This window comes from Actinoplanes sp. CA-142083, from assembly GCF_050942195.1.
Classification (GTDB): domain Bacteria; phylum Actinomycetota; class Actinomycetes; order Mycobacteriales; family Micromonosporaceae; genus Actinoplanes.
Genome location: NZ_CP192076.1, coordinates 9,775,179 through 9,797,993, shown reverse-complemented (window position 1 = coordinate 9,797,993; position 22,815 = coordinate 9,775,179). Strand labels below are relative to the sequence as shown.

Below are 22,815 nucleotides of genomic sequence, written 5' to 3'. Positions count from 1 at the left end.
TAATGTCAAGCCGTGGCGCGCAGAGGCAAGATTCCGGCAACGAAGTACCCGGTGGAGCGGTTCACGCTGGACAACGGTCTGCGGGTGGTCCTCACGCCCGACCGCAGCGCTCCGGTGGTGGGCGTGGCCGTCGTGTACGACGTGGGCATCCGCTCCGAGCCGGAGGGGCGCACGGGCTTCGCCCACCTCTTCGAGCACCTGATGTTCCAGGGCTCGGAAAACCTGGAGAAGCTCGCCCACTTCCGGCACGTGCAGGGCGCCGGCGGCACCTTCAACGGCTCCACCCACCTGGACTACACCGATTACTTCGAGGTGCTGCCGTCCGGCGCCCTCGAGCGGGCGCTGTTCCTCGAGGCCGACCGCATGCGCGGTCCCCGCCTGACCGAGGAAAATCTGCTCAACCAGATCGACGTGGTCAAGGAGGAGATCCGCGTCAACGTGCTGAACCGGCCGTACGGCGGCTTTCCCTGGCTCAAGCTGCCGCCGGTCATGTTCTCCACGTTCGCCAACAGCCACGATGGGTACGGCTCGTTCGGCGACCTCGACAGCGCCACGGTCGAGGACGCGAAGGCGTTCTTCGACCGCTACTACGCGAGCGGCAACGCGACCCTCGCGGTGGCCGGCGACTTCGACGTGGCCGAGGCCACCGTCATGATCGAGCGGCACTTCGGCGACGTGCCGGCCCGCCCGGCGCCCGCGCTGCCCGACTTCGACGAGCCCGGCCTCACCGCCGAGCGGCGCGACGTCTACACCGACCGGCTCGCCCCGCTGCCCGGCGTGGCCGCCGCCTGGCGGGTGCCCGACCCGATCGCCGGCTTCGCCGACTACCTGCCGTTCGTCGTGCTCGCCGAGGTGCTCACCGATGGCGAGGCCTCCCGGCTGGTCGACCGGCTCGTCCAGCGCGACCGCTCGGTCACCAGCATCGGCGGCTACATCGGCTTCATGGGCGACGAGTTCCAGGTGCGCAACCCGACCGCGCTGCTCCTGCAGGCGCACATGCCGCCCGGCGGCGACGCCGAAAAGGTGCTGCGCACGGTCGACGAGGAGCTCGACCGCCTGGTGCACGACGGCCTCGCCGCCGGCGAGCTCGAGCGCACCCAGGCCCGCATCGCCACCCACCTGCTGCGCGACACCGACGCCGTGCTCGGCCGGGCGCTGCCGATGGCCGTGCTGGAGCTCCAGCGCGGCCGCCCCGAACTGCTCAACGATCTGCCCAAGCTCGTGGGCGAGGTCACCGAGGCTCAGATCGTCGCCGCCGCGAGCGCCCTGCGCCCCGATTCCCGCGCCGTCGTCGAGGTCCTTCCGGGAGCCGTCCAATGACCAGCAAGACCCTGCCCGACCTCGTGCCCGACGCCAAGCTCAAGCTGCCCAAGCAGGCCGAGCGCACGCTCCCCGGCGGCCTCACCGTGATCGCCATCCGCCGCCCCGCGGTGCCGCTCGTCGAGCTGCGGCTGCGCGTCCCGTTCGGCCGGGCGCCGCTGCCCCGGGCCACCCTGCTCTCCCAGACGCTGTTCACCGGCACGGGCGCGATGTCGAGCGTCGACATCGCGGCCGAGCTGCAGGCGGTCGGTGGCGGCCTCTCGGCCGGGCTCGACCCCGACCGGCTGCTGGTCACCGGCAACGCGCTGGCGAGCGGGCTCGACCGCATGCTCGAGATCCTGGCGGCGGTCCTGACCGACCCGGCGTACCCGAACGCCGAGGTGGCCACCGAGCGCGACCGCCTGGTCGACCACATCAACGTGGCGCTGAGCCAGCCCGCCCACCTGGCCCGCACGGCGTTGCTGAAGCGGATCTACGGCAAGCACCACTACGCGATCCAGACGCCCGAGCCCGAGCAGGTGCGCGCCGTCCGCCCGGCCCAGCTGCGCACCCTGCACGCCGAGCGGCTCCGGCCGGAGGGCGCGGTGCTGGTGCTGGTCGGCGACATCAACCCCGACCGGGCCATCGACGCCGCCGAGAAGGCGCTGGGCAGCTGGACCGGCCCCGGCAAGGACGAGACGACGCCCGCCACGCCGCCGCTCGAGCCCGGTCCGCTGACGCTGGTCGACCGGCCCGGCTCGGTGCAGTCCTCGCTGCGGATGGCGCTGCCCGCGGTGCCTCGCACCGACCCGCGGTACGCGTCCCTTCAGTTGGCCAACATGGTCTTCGGCGGGTACTTCTCGTCGCGCTGGGTGGAGAACATCCGCGAGGACAAGGGCTACACGTACGGCCCGCACACCGCGATCGAGCACTACCTGGCCGGCTCGGCGCTGATGGTCGCGGCCGAGGTCGCCACCGAGGTGACCGGCCCGTCGCTGCTGGAGACCCTCTACGAGCTGGGCCGCATCGCGAGCCTGCCACCCGGCGAGGAGGAGCTCGAGCAGGCCCGGCGCTATTCCCTCGGCACGCTGCGGCTCGGCATGTCGACCCAGGCGGGCCTGGCCGGCCTGGCCAGCATGTACGCGAGCTTCGGCCTGCGCCTCGAGCACCTGCAGACCCACTCGGCCGCCCTGGCCACCGCGACCCGGGAGGATGTGGCCGCGGCGGCCGCCGAGTTCCTGGCGCCCTCGCGGGCGGTGACCGTGGTGCTGGGCGACGCGGCGAAGGTCGAGGCTCCGCTGGCCGCGCTCACCCAGGTAGTGCGCGGCACCGCGTGAGCACCCCCGAGTTCCCGGCGACCCCGCCGGCCCGCGGCGTCCCCGAGTTCCCCGGGACCCCGCCGCTGGCCCGCAGCACGCTCGACCGCTCGGGGCTGCGCCGACGGGACGAGACCTGGCTCGCCGAGGCCTGGTCCCGCGGCCTGGTGCTGGTGGTCGACCCGCGCGGCGGCCGCGCCCTCGCCGAGGACCGGCCGGACGGCGGCGTCGGGCTGGTGCTGCTGCCCGCGGCCGACGCGCCGGAGGCCGAGCGCCGGTTCCTCGGCGTCGACACCGACGGCACCGCGCTCTGGAGCGTCAGCGCGCCCCTGCCCGAGATCGAGGGCACGCGGGCGGTGACCCTGCGCGACGTCGGTCACCTGCTCGACGCCCGCGACGCCGGGCTGCTCACCACCGCCGTCGCGCTGAGCAACTGGCACGCGAGCCACGGCTTCTCACCGCGTACCGGCCTGGCCACCACGGCGGTGGAGGCCGGCTGGGTGCGGCGCGACGCCGACGGCAACGACATGTGGCCGCGCACCGACCCGGCGATGATCGTGCTGGTGCACGACGGCGTGGCCGGGCCGGACGGCCGCTGCCTGCTCGGGCACAACGCCACCTGGCCGGTCGGCCCGGACGGCGTGACCCGCTTCTCGTGCCTGGCTGGGTACGTCGAGCCCGGCGAGTCCGCCGAGGCCGCGGTGCTGCGCGAGGTGGGCGAGGAGGTGGGCATCCCGCTGACCGGCCTCACCTACGCGGGCAGTCAGTCGTGGCCGTTCCCGGGCTCGCTGATGCTCGGCTTCCACGCCACCGCCGACCCGGCCGAGCCGATCCGCCTCGACCCGGAGGAGATCGACGAGGCGCACTGGTTCACCCGCGAGGACATCGCCAAGATGATCGCCGGCGACTACGTGCACCCCGATTCCGGTGTCCGGATGAGCCTCCCGATGCGGTCCTCCATCGCGTTCTACCTCATCGAGACCTGGTTGGGCGGTTTCACCCGATAACGTATTGATGTTCCTCTAAACAGAAAAGTTTTCTTCTTCCCGAGTAACCAAAACGAGCCTCTGCTGCGTCTCGAAGTACAAAGACCGAGAGGCGGATTCTTCGATGACGCAGGTGGAAGCGCCCGCATGGGTGCCCATGACGGACGACGAGCGGGCCCAGTTCGACCGGGACGGGATCCTCGTGGTGCCCGGGGTGCTCAGCGCGAGTGAGATCGAGGTCGGGCGCAACGCGATCCAGACCGCGTACGAGCGGGCCCAGCAGCCCGGCGGCCACGGGCTGAACGCGACCGGCGCCCTGCACCAGCTGTCCGCGGTGACGTCCGTCCCCGAGCTGGCATACCTGATCGACCACCCGGTGGCGTTCAAGTACATCTGGTCGCTGCTGGGGTGGAACATCCACATCTACCACTCCCACGTGGACGTGCACCCGCAGATCCACGAGCAGCAGAAGGAATGGTGGCACTGGCATCAGGACGGCGGCCGCCAGAACCGGGAGATCGAGACCGACCCCCGGCCGATGTTCTCGGTGAAGCTCGCGTACTGGTTCTCCGACGTGAGCGAGACGGGCCGCGGCAACTTTACCGTGATCCCCGGCAGCCACAAGACCAACTGGCTGCCCGGCCCGCCGAGCCGCGGCGTTCCGTGGCCGCAGCCCGAGGGCGCGACCCAGATCACCGCGAACCCGGGTGACCTGGTCGTCTTCGACCGGCGTATCTGGCACGCGCGCAGCGACAACTACTCGACGTTCACCCGCATGGGCGCGTTCTTCGGGTACACGTACCGCTGGATCGCGGGCCGTGACGACGTCGCCGGCCTGCCGCAGCAGCCGTGGTTCGACGACCTCAACCCGGTGCAGAAGCAGCTGCTCGGCCACGCCGGCGACGGCTCGGGCGACCACGCCTGGGGCCACTTCCCCGAGTCCACGCCGCTCTACGGCGCGCTCAAGGAGCGGGGCCTGCTCGACTCCAGCATTCCGGCTCTGATCCCGTAAGACCCCCGTTAGAGTCCCCTATGTGGGGCAAACCGGGACATTAGACAAAGCGGCGACCGCGGCGGGCCGGCTCATCCTCGAGGCCATGGGGGAGGAGCGCCCGGCGCGGTCGCTGTCGCGTCTCAGCGACTCGCCGCGGGCCGTACGCCTGCTGCGCGAGCTGTTCATCGTGGCGGTTCGCCGCAGCTTCGTCGGGCGCGACCCGCGCGACATCACCCGCTACGTGCGCGACCTGCTCGAGTACCAGTCGCTGCCGGCGAGCGGCGAGCTCGCCCGCGAGACCGAGGCGATGATCCGGGCGGCGATCGGCGAGCCGGAGCTCGCGCACGGCGTGGCGGAGCTGCGTCGCTTCGAGCTGATCTGCCACGTGGTCGGCGACCTGAACCGCCCGCCGGGCGTGGCGGAGTCGGAGCTGTCGGCGCTGGTCGATCAGGCCGAGAAGCGGGTGGCGCGCTTCGACCGGCCGCGCAACCGGGTCGTCGGCCGGAGGACGATGTGAAGAAGAACAGGCGCCGGTCCCTGCGGGGGGCCGCGCCGGAGTCGGCCGCGCCCGTTTCGACCCCGCCGGCTTCGGCCGACGGCCGGGAGCGTCCCGCCCACGCCAAGAGTCGCCGGCGCTCGCTCCGCCTCGGCGAGGGAGACGCCCCACGAGCCGGCGAGGCGAACGAGCCCAGGCCCGGCGAGGCGAACGGGTCCCGGCCCGGCGAGCCGGACGCGGCGGACGAAAAGGCCGGTGCGAGCCGGCGCCGATCGCGTCGCTCCGGCACGACGGACGCGCGGGCGGAAGACACGGCGCAGTCCCCGGCTCAGCCGGCTGTCGGCGCGCTCTCCGGGCAGCTGCCGCCGGGCACGCTTCGGGAGATCGGGGTGATCGGGACCGAGGCCGGGCGCTATCTGCGGCAGGCCGCGCGGGACGAGGCGCCGTCGCGGTTCGGCTCGCCGGCCGGGGAGATCGACGACTCGGCGCGCCGGGTGTGGGAGATCGCATTCGGTCTCGTGGTGCGGCGGCGGTTCGAGCCCGGCACCGCGCTCGCCGAGATCAGCCGCACGGTCGCGACGGCCGTGCACGATCACGCGGCCGCGGGGTTGCCGATCTTGGACGCCGAGATGCTGGTGCGCGCGGCGCTGGACGAGATCGTCCCGGTCGGCGACATCGACGGGGGCGTGCTCGTCGCCGTACACCTGCTGCTGTTTGCTTCTCTCGCCGACGAGCTGGCGCTCGGCGATGCTGAGTTGGATCAGATCATCGCCGAGGCCGAGGAGAAAGCAGCTGCTCTGGTCGGTGTCTGACCTCAGGCGGCGATGGCCGCGAGGTGGTCCTTGACCTGGATGATCGACGGGTTGGTCAGCGCGGACCCGTCGTCGAAGCGGAGGGTCGGCACGGTGCGGTTGCCACCGTTGACGCTCTGCACGAACTCGGCGGCCGCCTCGTCCTGCTCGATGTCGACGACGTCGTAGGCGATTCCCTCGCGGTCGAGCTGCGACTTGAGTCGGTGGCAATAGCCGCACCAGGACGTCGAATACATGGTCAACATCGGTCAAGGATCCCTTCGGCTGGGTCACATGGCACTCCGCCTTGCCGCATAACGTCAGACCGGGGTGCCATGATTCCCAGGGTGCGTACTGATGCGGTGCTGGCCGGTCTCGACCCCGAGCAACGGACGGCGGTGACCGCGCCCGCCGGCCCGGTCTGCATCCTGGCCGGCGCCGGCACCGGCAAGACCCGCGCGATCACCCACCGCATCGCCTATCGCACGCTCACCGGCGAGGTCAGCCCCCGGCACGTGCTCGCGGTCACCTTCACCGCCCGCGCCGCCGCCGAGATGCGCGCCCGGCTCGGCGCGCTGGGCGCCACCGGCGTGCAGGCCCGCACGTTCCACGCCGCCGCCCTGCGCCAGGTGCGCTATTTCGCGCCCCGCCTGCTCGAGGGCCGGCAGATGCCCGAGCTGCTCGAGTCGAAAGCACGCATGGTCGGCCTCGCGGCCGCCCGGGCCGGGGTGCGCTCCGACCGCACCGGCGCCCGCGACCTGGCCTCCGAGATCGAGTGGGCGAAATCATCGCTGGTCGAGCCGAGTGAGTACGCGGTGGCCGCCACCAAGGCCCTGCGCGAGCCGCCGCACGAGCCGGCCAAGGTCGCCGAGGTCTTCGCGGCCTACGAGACGCTCAAGCGCCGCCAGGGCGTGATCGACTTCGAGGACATGTTGCGCGCCGCGGTGTGGGGCATCGAGGAGCACGCCGACGTCGCCGAGGAGATCCGCAACCAGTACCGGCACTTCGTGGTGGACGAGTATCAGGACGTCAACCCGCTGCAGCAGCGCCTGCTCGACGCCTGGCTGGGCGGCCGCGACGACCTGACCGTGGTGGGCGACGCCAGCCAGACCATCTACTCGTTCACCGGCGCGACCTCGGCGTACCTGATCGATTTCCCGCGGCTGCGGCGTGACGCGGTCGTCGTCCGGCTGGTCCGCGACTACCGCTCGACCCCGCAGGTGGTCGGTCTGGCCAACGCGGTGATCCGGCAGGCCCGGGGCAGCGAGGCCCGGCTGCGGCTCGAGCTGATCGGCCAGCGTCCGCCCGGCGCCGAGCCCGAGCTCAAGATCTTTCCGGACGAGGCGGGCGAGGCGACCGCGGTGGCCCGGCGCTGCCGCGAGCTGATCGCCACCGGCATCCCGGCCAGCGAGATCGCCATCCTGTTCCGCACCAACGCCCAATCGGAGACCTACGAAGAGGCCCTCGCCGAGGCCGAGGTGCCGTACGTGGTGCGGGGCGCGGAGCGGTTCTTCGAGCGGCCCGAGATCCGGCAGGCGATGATCGCGCTGCGGGCCGCCGTGCGCTCGACGCCCGGCGAGACGCCGCTCGTGCAGGCGGTCGTCGATGGGCTGGCGGCCACCGGCTGGTCGCGCGAGCAGCCCCCGGCCGGCGGCGCCGCCCGCGAGCAGTGGGAGGCGCTGGCCGCGCTGGTCGCTCTCGCCGAGGAGTACGCGAAGACGCCCGCCCTCGTCCCGATCGGGGTGGCCGGGGCCGTGCAGCGCGACGTCTCGCTCACGGCGTTCAACGACGAGCTGGCTCGCCGGGCCGAGCAGCAGCACGCGCCGACCGTCGAGGGTGTGACGCTCGCCTCACTGCATTCGGCCAAGGGCCTCGAGTGGGACGCGGTGTTCCTCGTGGGCCTCTCCGACGGGACGCTGCCGACGACGTACGCGAAGACCCCCGACCAGCTCGAGGAGGAGCGCCGCCTGCTCTACGTCGGGGTGACCCGCGCCCGGCAGTGGCTGTGGCTTTCCTATGGTCAGGCCCGTTCGGCGGGCGGCCGGCCGCGGCGGCCGTGCCGCTTCCTGCCGCAGCTCGAGCGCAACTCGCCGACCGAGCGGGCGAGCGACCGGAGTCGGAAACCCGACCGACGGCGCCCGCAGGTCTCCTCGTGCCGCATCTGCGGCGCCACGCTGCTGGCCGGCGCCGACCGGAAACTGGGCCGCTGCCCCACCTGTCCGTCCGATTTGGACGAAAACCTTCTGGAACGCTTCCAGACTTGGCGCAAGACCACCGCCGAGGGGCTCAAAGTCCCTGCGTACGTGGTGTTCACCGACGCCACGCTGGTGGCCATCGCCGAGCGGCGCCCGAGCACGCCCGCGGAGCTGCTGGCGATCGCCGGGATCGGGCCGCGCAAGCTGAGCCAGTACGGGCAACAGGTATTCGCTCTGGTGGGCGGCGCGAGCCCCGACGCGGCCTCGGCCGAGACCTCGTCAAAAAACTTTGGAAACTAGTCCGTTAATTCGTTTGCCCTCGCCTCTACGTGAGGCATAGCCTCAGAGCACACCTCGGCGAGCAAGCCTGCTTGCCAGGGCAAACCGGGGATTCCGATCCCCACCGAGCGCAACGTTTATGGAGGAGGTGGCAACGATGGAGATCTACACGATGACGCAGCGACCGTCGATGCCGCTGACCCGTGCCTGCGCTCCGTCGGCCATCCCGGCTGTCCGGGTGGCCGAGTGGAAGACCGCTCTCCTGACCGCACCAGTGCCCACTCCGGTGGCTGTGCTGGCGGCCGAGCGGGCTCCGGTTTCGCGGGTGCACCAGGTCCAGGTCCAGGCCGAGCTGGCCCAGGCTCTGACGCTTACCAGCGGGATCAATGGCTCCACTGGCACCACCAGCACCACTGGGTTCAAGGGCATCGATGGCTCCAAGAAGCGCTACACGGATGGCGCCAACGGTGTCCCGCCTCGAGGAAGGCCGGTCTGATAGACCAGACCTCCGGCTCACCTCGAGGCCGCGGAACCCGTACAGGGTCCGCGGCCTAATTTTTTGCCGGCCAACCGGCCGGTGCACCAGCACTGCGATCCAGAAGATCGAAGAAGAAGAGAGAGGTGACCGGGCTTTATGAGTCTGGCGCTGGCCCCGATCGACGTGAGCGTCGACATCGAGGCAAACCTGCCCTGTCGGAAGTTCGACCCGGACCTTTGGTTCTCGGACTCCCCGGCCCAGCTGGAGCTGGCCAAGTCGCTCTGCGGGGACTGCCCGCTGCGCGTCGAGTGCCTCGCCGGCGCGGTCGAGCGGAACGAGCCCTGGGGTGTCTGGGGCGGCGAGATCTTCGAGCGTGGCGCCGTCGTTCCGCGCAAGCGGCCCCGTGGCCGTCCGCGTAAGGCGGATGTGGCGCGCGACGCCGAGCTGGCAGTCGAGGTCGAGGAGCGGCTCGCCGCTAACGGTCTCGAGTCCCGCAACCAGGTCCGCCTCGCGGCCTGACCCCGATTCCCCCAACACGACACCGAAAGCAGAGACCGAAGATGAGCACGAATGGAGCTTCCAAGATGAGACTTCTCCACGAAGCGTTGTCCCGGGCCCGAATGCCAAGGCCTCAGCGTGAATACACACCTGAGGCTCACCGTCCCGCTCGCCTTGTAGCCATGCAGGCCCACCACCGGGCCTCGCGCGAACTCGGCGGTGGGCGTTACTGAGACCCGCTGACGCGATGAGATGAAGTGATGGGCCCGTCCGCGATCGCGGACGGGCCCTTCGTCATGCCGAGAAGAACGTGGCGGCGGCCGCGGCGAGGTACGCCGGGTCGTCGACGTGACAAAGCTCACGGGCCGAGTGCATCGAGAGCAGCGGCGTGCCGACGTCCAGCGTCGGGATGCCGATCCGGGTCGCGGTGAGCGGACCGATCGTCGAGCCGCACGGCACCGCGTTGTTGGACACGAACGGCTGCCACGGCACGCCGGCCGCCTCACAGACACGGGCCCAGAGCGCCGACCCGAGCGCGTCGGTCGTGTACCGCTGGTTGGCGTTGATCTTCAGGAGCGGGCCGCCGCCGGCGATCGGCCGGTGCGTCGGGTCGTGCTTCTCGGGCCGGTTCGGGTGTACGGCGTGACCGGCGTCGGCCGAGAGGCACCACGACGCCGGGATCGACCGGTGCAGGTCGACGCCGAGCGCCGAGGCGACTCGCTCGAGCACGTCGGCGAGCATCGGGCCGGACGCGCCCGAGCGGCTCTCCGAACCCAGCTCCTCGTGATCGAAGGCGGCGAGCACGGCGATGGCGTCGCCACCCTCGAAGCCCAGCAACGCGGTCAGTCCGGCGTGCACCGAGGAGAGGTTGTCGAGGCGGGGCGCGGCGAACAGCGAGCCGTCGGCGCCGAAGCGGGCCGGCGCGGCCGTGTCCATCGCCACCACGTCATGCCCGGTGATCTCGGCGGCCTCGATCCCGGCGGCCCGGGCCAGATGGGCGAGCACCTCCGGGCCGTCGACGGCGAAGACCGGCTGCACGTCGCGCTGGCGGTCGGGGGCGAACGACGTGTTCACCTCCCGGTCCAGGTGGATGGCGAGGTGCGGGATGCGGGCGAACGGGCCGGTGCGGACCAGGTGGGTCGTGCCGTCGCGGGTCACGAGCCGGCCGGCCAGCTCCAGCTCGCGGTCGAACCAGGAGGCGATGATCGGTCCGCCGTACACCTCGACGGCGACCTGGAGCCAGCCGTTCGAGGCGAGCGCCGGCCGCGGCTTGAGCTTGAACGTCGGCGAGTCGGTGTGCGCGCCGAGGATGCGGAACGGGGTGGCCGGCGCCACCCGCTCGGGCAGGGCCAGGGCGATCACCGCGCCGTCGCGGACGATCACGAGCCGGGCGCCGGGGCGGACCGTCTCCCGCCAGTCGGCGGTCTCGTCGAGCGCCGCGTAGCCGGCCCCGGTCAGACGCCGGGCCACCTCGGCCGCCGCATGATATGAGCTGGGCGAGGCCGTGATGAAGCTGCCGAGATCGTCAATGTGGGCCGATGTGTCCATGCCCACATCCCATCAGATCATGGGACCGGCGCGAATCCGGGCAGCCACTTCTCGACGATCGACCGGTACGGCGCCTCGGCCTCCAGCTGGCACAGCACGCCGATCGAGCCCAGCGTCACGCGGTGGATCAGAAGGTAGGACGGTGGCAGGTTGAGCTTGCGGCTCAGCTGGTAGGCCGGGCTGCGCGGGCTGCCCAGCCGGGCCGCCTCGCCGCGCAGCCAGGAGCGGGTGAACCGGAACTCGTCGACCGCGAGCGGCTCGATCATCGGCCGCAGGAACTTGAGCACCGCGTCGGCGTCGAGCTCGTCGTCGGGCTTGATGAACCCCTCGTCGCGGAGTCCTTCGGCGACCGCCTCGGCGTCGCCGTCGAGCGCGAACCGCACGAGCCGCCCGATCGGCTCGGGGTGGCCGCCGGGCAGCCGGGCCACCGCCCCGAAGTCGATCACGCCGAGCCGGCCGTCCGGCAGGATGCGGAAGTTGCCGGGGTGCGGGTCGGCGTGCAGCAGCCCGGCCCGGGCCGGGGCCGAGAAGTGCAGGGTGGCCATGAGCCGGCCGGCCTCGTCGCGCTCCTCGGGCGTGCCGTCGCTGATCACCTTGGACAGCGGGGTGCCCTCGACCCACTCGGTGACCAGCACCCGCGGCGCGGCAGCGATCACCCGGGGGACGTAGATCTCCTCGTCGCCCTCGAAGGCCGTCGCGAAGGCCGTCTGGGTCTCGGCCTCCATCGCGTAGTCGAGCTCCTCGGTGATCCGGGCGCGGAGCTCGGCGAGCAGCGGCTTGATGTCCATCCCGGGCTGGATGATCTTGAACATGCCGGCCAGCAGGGACAGCTGCTTGAGGTCGGCGAGCAGCGCCTCGCCGGCCCCGGGGTACTGCACCTTGACGGCGACCTCGACGGTCTTCTGCCGCGCGTTCTTGCGAGCCTTGGGCAGCTTCCACTGCGCGCGGTGCACCTGACCGATGCTGGCCGCGGCGGCCGGGCTGTCGTCGAACTCGGTGAACTTCTCGCGCCAGTCCTCGCCCAGCTGCTCGGCGAGCGCCTTGTGCAGGCTGGCGACCGGCATCGGGGGCGCGGCCTCCTGGAGCTTGGTCAGCGCCTGTCTGTACGGCCCCGCCATCTCCTCGGGCAGCGCGGCCTCGAACACCGAGAGCGCCTGTCCGAACTTCATGGCGCCGCCCTTGAGCTGTCCCAGAACACTAAACAGCTGCTCGGCGGTGCGCTGCTGGATGTCGGCCGAGATGACGTCGGTCGCTATCCCGACGGCGCGCTTGCCGAGGCCGAGCGCGGTGCGCCCGGCGAAGCCCAACGGCAGCGCGGCCAGTCTCGCGGTACGGGACGCGGCACGACGCGGTATGTCGCTCACCAGATCATTGTGACCGACGGATCGCCGAGCATCCGCCCGGCCGATTCCGCTTCGCCCTTTATTGGCGGAAAGTTCGGTCAACGAGCACACGGGCACTCCGGATGCGGCAGCCAGCTGCGGCGCCGGACCCGCCCGGGCGCGGTGATCTCGGCGGTCGCGCCGGCCGTTTCCGGGGTGCCGCCGTCGAGGAAGGTCAGCGCCTCGGCGACCGCGTACGCCGTCGTGGCCAGCAGTGTGCTGACCGCGCACGGCTCGGCGGCGGCCGGGACCGGGCCGGGCCAGGTCGCGTCCCGCTCGCGGCGGTGGAGGTCGAGGCAGTGCAGGCAGGGCCGGCCGCGGGCGTCGACGAGCGGGCCGACGACCGCGGACCCCTCCCGGATCGTCACGGCCAGGTGCGGCTGCCGCCTGATCGCCAGCGCATGCGCGAGCACGGCGACCGGCTCGTCGTGGTCCAGCTGAATCCGCAGGGACGGCGCCATGCGGCGTACCCCCTGGGTTGTCCCTGGCACCAGGAGCGACAAGACCTCGTTGATCGCGTCGCGCCGCCGCCGGCCTATGTCGGCGGCGCGCAGCGGCCCGCCCGGCAGATCGCCCGGCCGCACCTCGCCGGTGACCTCGGGCCGCACATGCCCCACGCCGGCCTGGGCGAGCGCCACCGCGATCGGAGCGGCGAGCCGGCCGCGACCGGCGAGCACCACGTGCGCCGCGAACCGGCGCCGCAACGCCTGAGCGGGCAGGGGCACGCCGCGCAGGGCCAGCGCCGCGGCCTCGCCGGTGAGCCGGCGCTGGGCGGTGGCCCCGAAACTGGGCGGGACCAGCGACGACGCCGGAAGTGTGAGACCGGCCGTGCGCAGGGTGTCGAGGAGGGCGCGGCAGTCCGGCTCGGGGATGCCGAGCTCGGCGGCGCCCTGCAGGACGACCTGCTCGGAACGGCTGCCGTCGAGCAGGTCGAGAACGCGTTCGCAGCGTTCGTCAGGGAGGTGTAGCAGCAGCGCACGGGCCGGATCGGAGCCGATCTGGAGCTCGCCGGGGCCGCGCCAGACGCGGGGGAGGCCGGGAATCAGGGTGGGGCGGTTCACCGTGACAGGTTGTCACTCCGGCAGTGCGGAGCGAGTTGGTTGTCCACAGGTCCGTCTACCGCTTGAGGCTTGTTATCCACAGCTGAACGCGAGTTATCCACAGGCGTTCGCCGTTATCCACAACTCACTCAACGTGTCTGTTTCGACACGGTTATGGGTAGAGCGACGCGGTGTGCGCCGCTCTACCCGCAAGCGTGAATCAGGCCTTGGCCTTGCCGAGGATCCGGTTCACGGTGGTGCCACAGACCGGGCACTTGCCCTTCGCCATGTTCATGCCGGTCTTCGAGACCTCCACGGTTCCCTGGAAGTCGCGCTTCTCCTTGCACTTCACGCAGTAGCCGTTGTACGTGTTGTCGGCCACGGTTCCTCCTCGTCATGTTCGTCGGCCGGGTCGGCCCGATGCCCTTGGTTCGCAGGTGGCGCTGAGCCGCTCCGCGGCCACGTGGATGTGGCCTCCCGCAAGGGCGGTCACTACCCAGGTCCGGCCATTTCCATGTCACTTCAGCGCCGCCGTCGTGAGTGTGCCGGGAGAAATGCCCCTTTTCGCGAAGTTGCGCCCGAACACGCCGGAAATACACGCCAAAAAGGACGATTTGAGGGCTGGAGGCATCTTCATGGCGTGCGCTAGGTTGGCCGGTCTGCACAGATGTTGCGACTGTGGAAAATTTTTTCGGTTATACGGGGAGGAAGCGCGCATATCCGGCGGGTGTCATCGGCCGTACTCTTGCGGTGACATGGGTCTCACGGATTAGCGTCTCAACGTGAACCCGAATCTGGGCCGCGCGAGCCGGTAATGGCCCGGACGCGTAAGCCTGTCGTCGAAGTGCGGCGCAGCCAGCGCCGGCGCCGGACGGTGTCCGCGTACCGCGACGGTGAGCGCGTGGTCGTGCTCATCCCGGACCGTTTCTCCCGCGCCGAGGAAACCGAGTGGGTCGAGCGCATGCTGGCCCGGCTGGCGGCCCGCGAGGAACGGATCAGGCGCACCGACGACGAGCTGCTGGCCCGGGCGCACCGCTTGACCACGCGCTACCTGCCCGATCACGCCCACCAGGTGACCCCGGCGAGCGTGCGCTGGGTGACCAACCAGAACGGCCGCTGGGGCTCCTGCACTCCCGACGACGGCACGATCCGCATCTCCCACCGGATCCAGGAGATGCCCGACTGGGTGATCGACTACGTGCTGCTGCACGAGCTCGCCCACCTCGTGGTCCCGTCGCACAGCACCCGGTTCTGGGATCTGGTGGCCCGCTACCCCAAGTCGGAGCGCGCCCGCGGCTACCTCGAGGGCATCTCCGCGGCCACCGGGCTGGTCCTCGGCGACGACTAGAGTTGCCACGTGACGCGACGGGTGGTGGCTGCTCTGCTGGTGCCGGTGCAGTGGAGTCCGCCCGGCGTCGATCTCGAGGCCTGGCGCACGGCCCTGGCCGAGGACGTGGTCGACCTGCTCGCCCGGCTCGCCCAGGCCGAGGCGGCCATCGCCGCCACGCCCGGCGACCGCAAGCTGGCCGAGGAGATCGCCTGGCCCGGCATGCGCGTCTACGAGATCCCGACCGCGACCTATTTGCCGGTTCTTGCGGCCGCGGCGGCCGACGGCTTCGACCAAGCGGCTGTCATCGCGGCCGACGCGCCCGACGTCCCCGGCATGATCCTCGGCAAGCTGCTCCAACCCCTGGACAACAAGGCCGTGGCCGTCGCCTCCGGGGGATCCGGCCTTCTGGGCGTGGCCACCAGCCTGCCGGTGCCCGACTGGCTGGCCGACCACGACCTCGACAGCGCGTCGGCTCAGCTGTTGCGCAAAAAGGCGCCGCGCCCCGGGGATGTGACTTCCACCCCCGAGTGGCGGCGCCTGCGCGGGCCGGCCGAGCTTGCCTCGCTCGATCCGGCCCTGGAGGGCTGGGAGAACACCCGGGCCCTCCTCGGCGGCTAGGACTCCTCCTCGGGGCCTTTGCCCAGGTCGTCCAGCTCGCTGAGGTCCCAGTCCAGCGAGGTCTGGGCGAACGCCTGCGGGTTGGCGAAGTCGTCGTCGGTGGGCAGCAGGTCGGGGTGACCCCACAGCGCGTCGCGGCCCTGGATGCCGCGGTGCTCGGTGACGGCCGTCCACAGCGCGCCGGCCTCGCGCAACCGGCGCGGACGCAGCTCGAGACCGACCAGCGCGGCGAAGGTCTGCTCGGCCGGCCCGCCCGCGGCCCGGCGGCGGCGGAACGCCTCACCGAGGGCCGCCACGCTGGGCAGGCGATCCCCGGCGGCGGTGTCGACCACGTGGCCGACCCAGCCCTCGATCAGCGCGAGCGCCGTCTCGAGACGAGCCAGCGAAGCCTTCTGCTGCGGGGTGTCCTCGGGCGTGAAGATGCCCTCGAGCGCCATGGCCTGCATCGACTCGGGGTCGCTGGGGTCGACGCGGCTCATCGCCTCCTCGATCGCCTCGCGATTCACGGTGATGCCGTTCGCGTACGTCTCGACGGCGCTCAGCACGTGGGCGCGCAGCCACGGGACGTGCCCGAAGAGGCGCTGGTGCGCCGCCTCGCGCAGGGCCACGTACAGCCGGACCTGGTCCTCCGGGAGCTCGAGGCCCTCGCCGTACGCCTTGATGTTGGCCGGCACCAGCGCGGCCGTGCCGGTCGGACCGAGCGGAAGGCCGATGTCGCCGGCCGAGAGCACCTCGGCCGCGAGCTGGCCGAGCGCCTGCCCGAGCTGGCCGCCGAAGAGCGCGCCGCCAAGGGTGGCGACCATCGACTGCATGGGGCCGAGCTGGGCCTTGGCCTCGTCGGGGACGAGATCGCCCATGGCGCCGACCATGCGGCCCGCGATCGGGTCGCACAGTTTCTTCCACACCTCGAGGGTGTTGTAGATCCACTCGTTGCGGTTCCACGCGGCGGCCACGCGGATGCCGCTGGGCAGCGCCGAGACGGGGTCGAGCCACAGGTCGGCGAGGCGGAGGCTCTCCTCGACCTGGTGGCGCTCGAACATGTTGACCGCGGGGTCGCCGGACGCGGCGAGCTGGCTGGCCGCGACCTGCCGGGCCAGGTCCCAGTTCACCGGGCCGCTGCCGGGGCCGCCGGCGAACATCTGCTGCAGCTGCGCCATGAACTGCTGCATCTGCTGCGGGTCGGAGGGGTCGGGCGGCTGGGCGCCCGGCAGGGAGAAGCCGAACGGGATATCAGGCACGTAGTCAACCGTACGCGCGAAACGCACCCCGCGGACCGATGGCCGTGTCAGCTCAGAGAGAACGCGCTGCCAGCTCAGAGTTCGCTCAGGTGGGGACGATAGTCTCACGCGCATGAGACGTCGCGGTGTCACAGTCATCCTCGGCGCCCTGCTCACCGCGCTCTTCGCCGTCGGTGTCATGGCGGCGCCGCTGCCGTACGTCGTGCTGAAGCCGGGCCCGACGGTGAACACACTCGGTACCAGCAACGGCACCGAGGTGATCCAGGTGACGAACGGGAAGACGACGGAGTCGGCCGGGCAGCTTCGCCTGACCACCGTGAACGTGCAGTCCCAGGTCGAGCTGGTGTGGGCGATCAGCAGCTGGTTCAGCAAGAAGGACGCGGTCGTGCCGCGCGCGCTGATCTATCCGCCCGGCCAGACCGAGAAGCAGGTCGAGCAGCAGAACGCGCAGGAGTGGACCAAGTCGCAGGACAGCGCGGTCACGGTCGCGCTGTCCAAGCTGGGGTACCCCGTCCAGACGTACGTGAAGGACGTGACCGCGGGCGGCGCCGCGACCGGCCTGCTGCAGGCCAACGACGTGATCACCGCTGTGGACGGCACCAAGGTCGTCAGCCCGGCGACGCTCACCGACGTCGTCCGGGCCAAGCCGGCCGGCACGACCTTCACGATCGCCTACACGCGGGCCGGCAAGGCGGGCACTGCCAAGATCACGACGAAGGCCGACCCCGAGGACGGCAAGACGCCGCGCCTGGGTATCGGGATCGACACCAAGCAGGACTCGCCGTACAAGGTCGAGATCGATCTCGACAAGATCGGCGGCCCGAGCGCCGGACTCATGTTCACGCTCGGGATCATGGACAAACTCGAGCCGGAGGACCTCACCGGCGGCAAGATCATTGCGGGAACCGGCACGATCGACGACGACGGCAACGTCGGACCGATCGGCGGCATCCCCCAGAAGCTGGTCGGCGCCAAGGGCGCCGGCGCTCAAATCTTCCTGGTGCCCAAGGACAACTGCGCCGAAGCGCTCAAGAACGCCGTGGACGGACTTCCGATGGCCGAGGTGGCCACGGTGGACGACGCCCTGACGGCGCTCAAGACCTTCACCAGCGGTGGCACCCCGAAGCCGTGCTCGGCGTCGTGACAGATGTCGTAATGTGAGACACCGGTTGCCCCAAATGATGTGTGGAGCCCACGTTGGTCATGCGTAACAGCCCTCTACCGAGGATGAGCCGGCGCGGTCGCGTCACGGTCGGCGTCCTGGTCGGGGTCTTCCTCTTATTCACGCTGCTCGGCTGGGGCATCGACGCGTACACCGACTACCTCTGGTTCCACGAGGTCGACTTCGTCAACGTCTTCTCCGGCGTGCTGCTGACCCGGCTGCTTCTTTTCGTGATCATCGGCCTCGCGGTCGCGTTGATCATCGGCGCAAACCTCTACCTCGCCTACCGGCTGCGTCCGCTCCTGCGCCCGCACTCGGCCGAGCAGGCCACGCTCGAGCGTTACCGGATGGTGATCGCCCCGCGCCTGGGCACCTGGATCGCCGTACTCTGCGTGATCATCGGCTTCTTCGCCGGCCTGTCCGCCCAAGGCCAGTGGAAGGAGTGGATGCTCTTCCGCAACTCGCAGCCGTTCAACGTCGACGACCCGCAGTTCAAGGTGGACATCGGGTTCTACATCTTCGAGTACCCGTTCTGGCGCTACCTTCTCGGCGTCGCGTTCACCGCGGTGGTCCTCTCGGTGCTCGGCGCGCTCGCCGTCCACTACGTCTTCGGCGGCGTGCGCCTGCAGGGGGTCGGCGACCGCATGACAACCGCCGCGCGGGCGCACCTGACCACGCTGGTCGCCGTCTTCGTGCTGCTCAAGGCCGTCGCGTACGTGTTGGACAGGCGTGCCCTGCTGCTCGAGCAGCACGTGTCGCCGGGCCTCTACGGCGCCGGCTACACCGACGTCAACGCGCTGTTGCCGGCCAAGGAGATCCTCGCCTACATCTCCATCGTGGTGGCGATCGCGATCATCGTGTTCTCCAACGCGGGCATGCGCAACCTCGTCTGGCCGGGCGTATCGCTGGCGCTGCTGGCCATCTCGGCGGTCGCGATCGGCGGCATCTACCCGCTCGCCGTGCAGAATTTCTCGGTGAAGCCCAGCCTCGCCGACAAGGAAGCGCCGTACATCCAACGGTCGATCAACGCGACCCGGGCCGCCTTCGGCCTGGAAACCACCGAACAAGATCGATATCAGGCCAACAACGTGGTGCCACCGGCCACCCTGGCCAGCGACACCAGCGCGCAGAACGCCCGGCTGGTCGACCCGCAGTTGGTCTCCCAGGCGTTCACGCAGTCGCAGCAGTCCCGCGGCTTCTACGATTTCGGCAAGAAGCTCGACGTCGACCGGTACACGATCAACAGCAAGACCGCCGACTACGTCGTGGGCGCCCGCGAGATCAACGACGACAAGCTGACCCCGCAGCAGCGCAACTGGCTCAACCGGCACACCGTCTACACCCACGGCTACGGCCTGGTGGCGGCGCCGGCCAACGAGGTCGTCTGTGGTGGCCTGCCGTTCTTCGTCTCCGGCTTCCTCGGCGACGACCGCCCGCCCGGCTGCTCGGCGAAAACCGACGAGATCAAGGTCCAGCAGCCGCGCATCTACTACGGCGAGCAGTCCACCGAGTACGCCATCGTCGGTCAGGCCGACAAGAACAAGAACGTCGAGTTCGACCGGCCGCAGGAAGAGAACAACAACGCCGAAGAGCTTTACACGTACGACGGGAAGGGCGGCGTGCCGATCGGCTCGTTCTTCCGCAAGCTGGTCTTCTCGATCAAGCTGACCGAGAGCAACTTCCTGCTCTCCGACGCGGTCAACGACAACTCGAAGCTCATGTACATCCGCGACCCGCGCTCCCGCGTGGAAAAGGTCGCGCCGTTCCTGACCATCGACGGCGACCCGTACCCGGCGGCGGTCGACGGCCGGATCGTCTGGATCCTCGACGGGTACACGACGTCCAACAGCTACCCGTACTCGCAGAAGATCAACCTGGCGAACGAGACGCGCGACGAGCTCACCGGCCAGGGGCAGTTCGCCCTCGCCCGCGACGACGTCAACTACATGCGCAACTCGGTCAAGGCCACGGTCGACGCGTACGACGGCACGGTGAAGCTGTACCAGTTCGACGACAAGGACCCGATCCTCAAGGCGTGGAACAAGGCCTTCGGGGGGCACCTGATCGTCCCCAAGGCGGACACGCCGGCCTCCCTCGAGGCCCACTTCCGCTACCCGCAGGACCTGTTCAAGGTGCAGCGCAACCTGCTCACCAAGTTCCACGTCACCGACCCGCGGGCGTTCTTCAGCGGCCAGGACTTCTGGCAGGTCCCGAACGCGCCCGACGCGCCGTCGAGCAACGTGAAACAGCCGCCGTTCTACCTCAACGTGCAGCTGCCCGAACAAAAAGAGACCAGGTTCCAGCTCACCGCCGGCGTCACACCCGCCAACCGGGAAAACCTCGCGGCGTTGATAAGCGGTTCGTACGTCGACAACCAACCCAAACTCGAGGTCCTCGAGCTACCCGACCAGACGGTCATCCCCGGACCGGTACAGGTCCATCAGAAGATGACCAACAACGCCGCGGTCAGACAGCAGCTCAGCCTGCTCTCCACCAACAACAACCAGGCACAGGTCCTCTACGGAAACCTGATCTCGCTGCCGGTGGAGAGCGGCATCCTGTACGTCGAGCCCGTCTACGTGAAAACCGGCAACCAGGAAAGCGCGGCCCCGCTGCTGCAGAAAGTCCTGATGTCGTACGGCGACGGCGGCACCTACGTGGTCCTGGCCAACAACCTCAAGGAAGGCCTCGACGCCCTGGTAACCCAGGGTAAACAGGCCAACGCCGGCCAGCCGCCGCAGAGCGGCAACCAGGGCCAGACCGGCAATAACAACAACAGTGGCAACGCGCCGCCCGCCAACCTGAACTCGGAACTGGCCGCGGCCGCGGCCGAGGTCGACCAGGCCATCGACAACGTGCGGACGGCCCAGCAGTCCGGCGACTTCGCGAAGTACGGCGAGGCGCTCCAGCAGCTCGAAACCGCCATGGCCAAGTTCCAGGCCGCCCAGCAGGCCGCCGCGTCCGGGACGGCGACACCGACACCATCGGGCTCGGCCAGCCCATCCGGATCCGCCAGCCCGTCGGCGACGCCGGGCGGCTGAGGTGACGAGCGCAACCCGGGGGCCGTTTTGCAGGCGGCCTCCGGGTTGCGCTAGTGTTAACAAGCCGACGCGGGGTGGAGCAGCTCGGTAGCTCGCTGGGCTCATAACCCAGAGGTCGCAGGTTCAAATCCTGTCCCCGCTACGAGTCCTAGGGGCCCTCTGTCCGCGGAAAGCGCGGGCCGGGGGCCTCTTCGCATGTCTGCCGGGGGGCCGAGCCCCCCGAACCCCCCACGGTGCGGAAGGTTGCGCTTGGTGGGGGCTGGGCCTAGGCGCCCCGAACCCCCCACGGTGCGGAAGGTTGCGCTTGGTGGGGGCTGGGCCTAGGCGGCCCGAACCCCCCACGGTGCGGAAGGTTGCGCTGGGTGGGGGGCTGCGCTGGGGTGGGGGGCCTGCCTCGCTTCGCGTCGTTAGCGGGCTGCGAGGATTTTTCTGGCCTCTTCGGCGTCTTGGGTGGCTACCAGGACCTGTACGCCCTGTAGTTGTAGGGCCGGTTCCTGGGCTCCGGCGTCGTCTGCGTTTACCCCTGTTTTGATGCCGTTGCTTCTTAAGAGGCCGGCTATCAGCTCTGCCTCTATTCGGCTGTCTACTACTGCCACTGTTACCAGCTCTGTGAAGTCCATGGGGTCAGCTTTCCGTGTTTGGGGATGTCTGACACCAGGGAGCGACCCTGGCCACATACCGGGGGTGTCGATCGAGCGGACTGGGTGTGTAGCGGACTGGGTGTGCGGCGCGGGTGGGGTGGGGTGCCTGACGTTGCAGGTGGGGCGTTTCGAACGGGCTGCTGGTGTCGTCGTGCGGTGGAGGCGTTCTGGGGTTGGGGGTGCTTGTCGGTTGTAGGTGGGGGAGGGGTGTTAAGCGGGGGTTTGGGTGGTCGAAAGGGGGCGGTGCCAGTGGTGGGTTACTGAGGGGGCATCGGGTGGTCGGGTGGGGTCGGGGCAAGCGCGCCTGGGGAGTGGTGGCTGCTGTGCTGGCGGGAGGGCTTGTTGCTTCCTGTGGTGTTCCGGAGAGTGGGCAGGCGGCTGCGGCTGTTGGTCGGCAGAGCTCGGGGGCAGCCTGGGTTGGTGGCGGGCAAGCTGCGGCGTTGACTGACTACAGCGGTATCGGTCCCGTGTCGCGCTTGGTGCGTCGGGAAGAAGCTGTGGCCAGCGTGAGCGGCGACGAGGAATGTGCGGCTGGGCGCAGCATGAATGTTGTTGCGCATCAGGATGATGACTTGTTGTTTATCAATCCTGTGGTCAGCGCGGATCTGGCTGCCGGCAAGTGTGTGGTGACCGTTTACGTGACTGCGGGGGACGCTGGGCGGGCGCGTAGCTACTGGCTGGGGCGGGAGAAAGGCGCCCGGCGGGCCTACTCGGCCATGACGGGGTCCTCGGAGTGGTGGGCTGAGGACAAAGTCGTGATCGGCGGGCGGTCTGCGGCTCGGTTCACGCTGGGTGGGGGGCGCGTGTCGCTGGTGTTCTTGCGACTGCCTGATGCCAGCACGTCGCCGGGGCGGCCGGTGGATGGGCTGCGGCGGCTGTGGCGGGGGGAACTGTTCAATCTGCGGACTGTGGACGACGGGGATCGGTACACCCGGTCGGCGCTGCTGGGGACGTTGACGGCGTTGATGAACAAGTACCAGCCCGACGAGATCCGGACGCTTGACTACGAAGGGCGCTACGGGGACGGGGACCACGCCGATCACCACACGGTTGGCTACTTCACGTTCGCGGCGCAGCGTAACTACTCGTGGCCGCACGAGATCAGCGGGTTCATGGGATATCCGGTGGAGAACGCGCCGGCCAACCTGGGCGATGACGCGCGGGACGCGAAGCTGGGGTACTTCCTCGCGTATGCGCCGTTCGATTCGAAGGTCTGCCAGACGGCGCGGGCCTGTCTGGGGAACTTCTACGCGCCTCGGTTCTCGCGGAGCATCCGTACCGGTGACTAAGGCCGGCGCAACAGGAAGTTGATGGCCGTGAGGGTCAGGACCGGCTGGTCGTGCTGATTGAGTAACGCCACGCTGGTGGTCACCACCCCGCGGTCGGGCTTGGAGCGGGACGGGCGCGCATCGTCGATGGGGGTGCGGAATGGCGCCATGCTCGGAAGCCTCGCATGAGGATCGGCGGCGGGCACTGCCCAACA

Annotated in this window: 22 protein-coding genes and 1 tRNA gene; 15 read left to right on the top strand and 8 right to left on the bottom strand. The window is 70.2% G+C overall.

Features of this window, described 5'->3' with window-relative positions; translation table 11 throughout:
* The first annotated feature begins 12 nt into the window (after window positions 1-12).
* The 6 genes from ACQPZX_RS45135 to ACQPZX_RS45110 all read left to right on the top strand — a co-directional run bounded on the left by ACQPZX_RS45135 (window position 13) and on the right by ACQPZX_RS45110 (window position 5,903).
* Entirely contained in the window at window positions 13-1,320 is a 1,308-nt protein-coding gene (locus ACQPZX_RS45135) for a M16 family metallopeptidase (RefSeq protein WP_433370236.1), read from the top strand.
* Window positions 1,317-2,636, top strand: coding sequence for a M16 family metallopeptidase (locus tag ACQPZX_RS45130; protein WP_433370233.1), 1,320 nt, complete (start codon window positions 1,317-1,319; stop codon window positions 2,634-2,636). Before ACQPZX_RS45135 ends, ACQPZX_RS45130 begins: the two co-directional genes overlap by 4 nt.
* A gap of 65 nt (window positions 2,637-2,701) precedes the next feature.
* Complete coding sequence (gene nudC, locus ACQPZX_RS45125) at window positions 2,702-3,622, top strand: NAD(+) diphosphatase (RefSeq protein ID WP_433385874.1); 921 nt, start codon at window positions 2,702-2,704, stop codon at window positions 3,620-3,622.
* 103 nt (window positions 3,623-3,725) lie between these two features.
* Window positions 3,726-4,613 carry a phytanoyl-CoA dioxygenase family protein gene (locus ACQPZX_RS45120; protein ID WP_433370230.1) on the top strand — a complete coding sequence of 296 codons (888 nt, stop codon included), beginning with the start codon at window positions 3,726-3,728 and terminating at the stop codon, window positions 4,611-4,613.
* 85 nt (window positions 4,614-4,698) lie between these two features.
* On the top strand, window positions 4,699-5,112 hold the full coding sequence (locus tag ACQPZX_RS45115) for a hypothetical protein (protein WP_433370227.1): 414 nt from the start codon (window positions 4,699-4,701) through the stop codon (window positions 5,110-5,112).
* On the top strand, window positions 5,109-5,903 hold the full coding sequence (locus ACQPZX_RS45110; protein WP_433370224.1) for a hypothetical protein: 795 nt from the start codon (window positions 5,109-5,111) through the stop codon (window positions 5,901-5,903). The genes ACQPZX_RS45115 and ACQPZX_RS45110 overlap by 4 nt, the downstream gene beginning before the upstream one ends.
* A 2-nt stretch (window positions 5,904-5,905) precedes the next feature.
* Here the strand turns inward: ACQPZX_RS45110 and ACQPZX_RS45105 are convergent, their stop codons facing one another.
* Window positions 5,906-6,148, bottom strand: a complete 243-nt coding sequence (locus ACQPZX_RS45105; protein WP_378968824.1) for a mycoredoxin — start codon at window positions 6,146-6,148, stop codon at window positions 5,906-5,908.
* 81 nt (window positions 6,149-6,229) lie between these two features.
* Between ACQPZX_RS45105 and ACQPZX_RS45100 the strand changes: the two genes are divergently transcribed.
* From ACQPZX_RS45100 to ACQPZX_RS45090, 3 genes are all read left to right on the top strand, one after another.
* Window positions 6,230-8,377, top strand: a complete 2,148-nt coding sequence (locus ACQPZX_RS45100; protein WP_433370221.1) for an ATP-dependent DNA helicase UvrD2 — start codon at window positions 6,230-6,232, stop codon at window positions 8,375-8,377.
* Window positions 8,378-8,513: 136 nt separating this feature from the next.
* Window positions 8,514-8,852 (top strand): hypothetical protein, encoded by a 339-nt coding sequence (locus ACQPZX_RS45095; RefSeq protein WP_433370218.1) that lies wholly within the window; start codon window positions 8,514-8,516, stop codon window positions 8,850-8,852.
* Window positions 8,853-8,990: 138 nt separating this feature from the next.
* On the top strand, window positions 8,991-9,353 hold the full coding sequence (locus tag ACQPZX_RS45090) for a WhiB family transcriptional regulator (RefSeq protein ID WP_020513791.1): 363 nt from the start codon (window positions 8,991-8,993) through the stop codon (window positions 9,351-9,353).
* Between the two features lie 273 nt (window positions 9,354-9,626).
* Here the strand turns inward: ACQPZX_RS45090 and ACQPZX_RS45085 are convergent, their stop codons facing one another.
* From ACQPZX_RS45085 to ACQPZX_RS45070, 4 genes are all read right to left on the bottom strand, one after another.
* Window positions 9,627-10,880, bottom strand: a complete 1,254-nt coding sequence (locus tag ACQPZX_RS45085) for a M18 family aminopeptidase (protein ID WP_433370215.1) — start codon at window positions 10,878-10,880, stop codon at window positions 9,627-9,629.
* Window positions 10,881-10,897: 17 nt separating this feature from the next.
* A complete protein-coding gene (locus ACQPZX_RS45080; RefSeq protein ID WP_433370212.1) occupies window positions 10,898-12,244 on the bottom strand; it encodes an ABC1 kinase family protein in 1,347 nt (448 codons plus the stop codon).
* A 77-nt stretch (window positions 12,245-12,321) separates the two neighbouring features.
* Window positions 12,322-13,323, bottom strand: coding sequence for a hypothetical protein (locus ACQPZX_RS45075; RefSeq protein ID WP_433370209.1), 1,002 nt, complete (start codon window positions 13,321-13,323; stop codon window positions 12,322-12,324).
* Between the two features lie 199 nt (window positions 13,324-13,522).
* Window positions 13,523-13,684: a DUF5679 domain-containing protein gene (locus ACQPZX_RS45070; protein WP_015625326.1), complete on the bottom strand. Its 162-nt coding sequence runs from the start codon at window positions 13,682-13,684 to the stop codon at window positions 13,523-13,525.
* Window positions 13,685-14,116: 432 nt separating this feature from the next.
* On the opposite strand from ACQPZX_RS45070, the gene ACQPZX_RS45065 reads away from it, so the two are divergent.
* A complete protein-coding gene (locus tag ACQPZX_RS45065) occupies window positions 14,117-14,650 on the top strand; it encodes a M48 metallopeptidase family protein (RefSeq protein ID WP_433370206.1) in 534 nt (177 codons plus the stop codon).
* 9 nt (window positions 14,651-14,659) lie between these two features.
* Window positions 14,660-15,250: a hypothetical protein gene (locus ACQPZX_RS45060; RefSeq protein WP_433370203.1), complete on the top strand. Its 591-nt coding sequence runs from the start codon at window positions 14,660-14,662 to the stop codon at window positions 15,248-15,250.
* On the opposite strand, the gene ACQPZX_RS45055 is transcribed toward ACQPZX_RS45060, so the two are convergent.
* Window positions 15,247-16,488: a zinc-dependent metalloprotease gene (locus ACQPZX_RS45055; protein ID WP_433370200.1), complete on the bottom strand. Its 1,242-nt coding sequence runs from the start codon at window positions 16,486-16,488 to the stop codon at window positions 15,247-15,249. The two genes, ACQPZX_RS45060 and ACQPZX_RS45055, sit on opposite strands and share 4 nt — an antisense overlap.
* 112 nt (window positions 16,489-16,600) lie before the next feature.
* Here ACQPZX_RS45055 and ACQPZX_RS45050 point away from each other — a divergent pair, with 112 nt between their 5' ends.
* The 3 genes from ACQPZX_RS45050 to ACQPZX_RS45040 all read left to right on the top strand — a co-directional run bounded on the left by ACQPZX_RS45050 (window position 16,601) and on the right by ACQPZX_RS45040 (window position 20,833).
* Complete coding sequence (locus ACQPZX_RS45050; RefSeq protein WP_433370197.1) at window positions 16,601-17,632, top strand: YlbL family protein; 1,032 nt, start codon at window positions 16,601-16,603, stop codon at window positions 17,630-17,632.
* Between the two features lie 83 nt (window positions 17,633-17,715).
* The gene (locus ACQPZX_RS45045) at window positions 17,716-20,691 is read left to right on the top strand and encodes a UPF0182 family membrane protein (protein WP_433370194.1); all 2,976 of its coding nucleotides are present in this window, start codon (window positions 17,716-17,718) and stop codon (window positions 20,689-20,691) included.
* 68 nt (window positions 20,692-20,759) lie between these two features.
* Window positions 20,760-20,833 (top strand) — tRNA-Met (locus ACQPZX_RS45040).
* A 265-nt stretch (window positions 20,834-21,098) separates the two neighbouring features.
* Here ACQPZX_RS45040 and ACQPZX_RS45035 read toward each other — a convergent pair.
* Entirely contained in the window at window positions 21,099-21,311 is a 213-nt protein-coding gene (locus tag ACQPZX_RS45035; protein ID WP_433370191.1) for a putative signal transducing protein, read from the bottom strand.
* A 461-nt stretch (window positions 21,312-21,772) separates the two neighbouring features.
* On the opposite strand from ACQPZX_RS45035, the gene ACQPZX_RS45030 reads away from it, so the two are divergent.
* Complete coding sequence (locus ACQPZX_RS45030; protein WP_433370188.1) at window positions 21,773-22,621, top strand: PIG-L family deacetylase; 849 nt, start codon at window positions 21,773-21,775, stop codon at window positions 22,619-22,621.
* On the opposite strand, the gene ACQPZX_RS45025 is transcribed toward ACQPZX_RS45030, so the two are convergent.
* Window positions 22,618-22,770 carry a hypothetical protein gene (locus tag ACQPZX_RS45025; protein WP_433370186.1) on the bottom strand — a complete coding sequence of 51 codons (153 nt, stop codon included), beginning with the start codon at window positions 22,768-22,770 and terminating at the stop codon, window positions 22,618-22,620. The genes ACQPZX_RS45030 and ACQPZX_RS45025 overlap by 4 nt on opposite strands.
* Window positions 22,771-22,815: the final 45 nt, after the last annotated feature.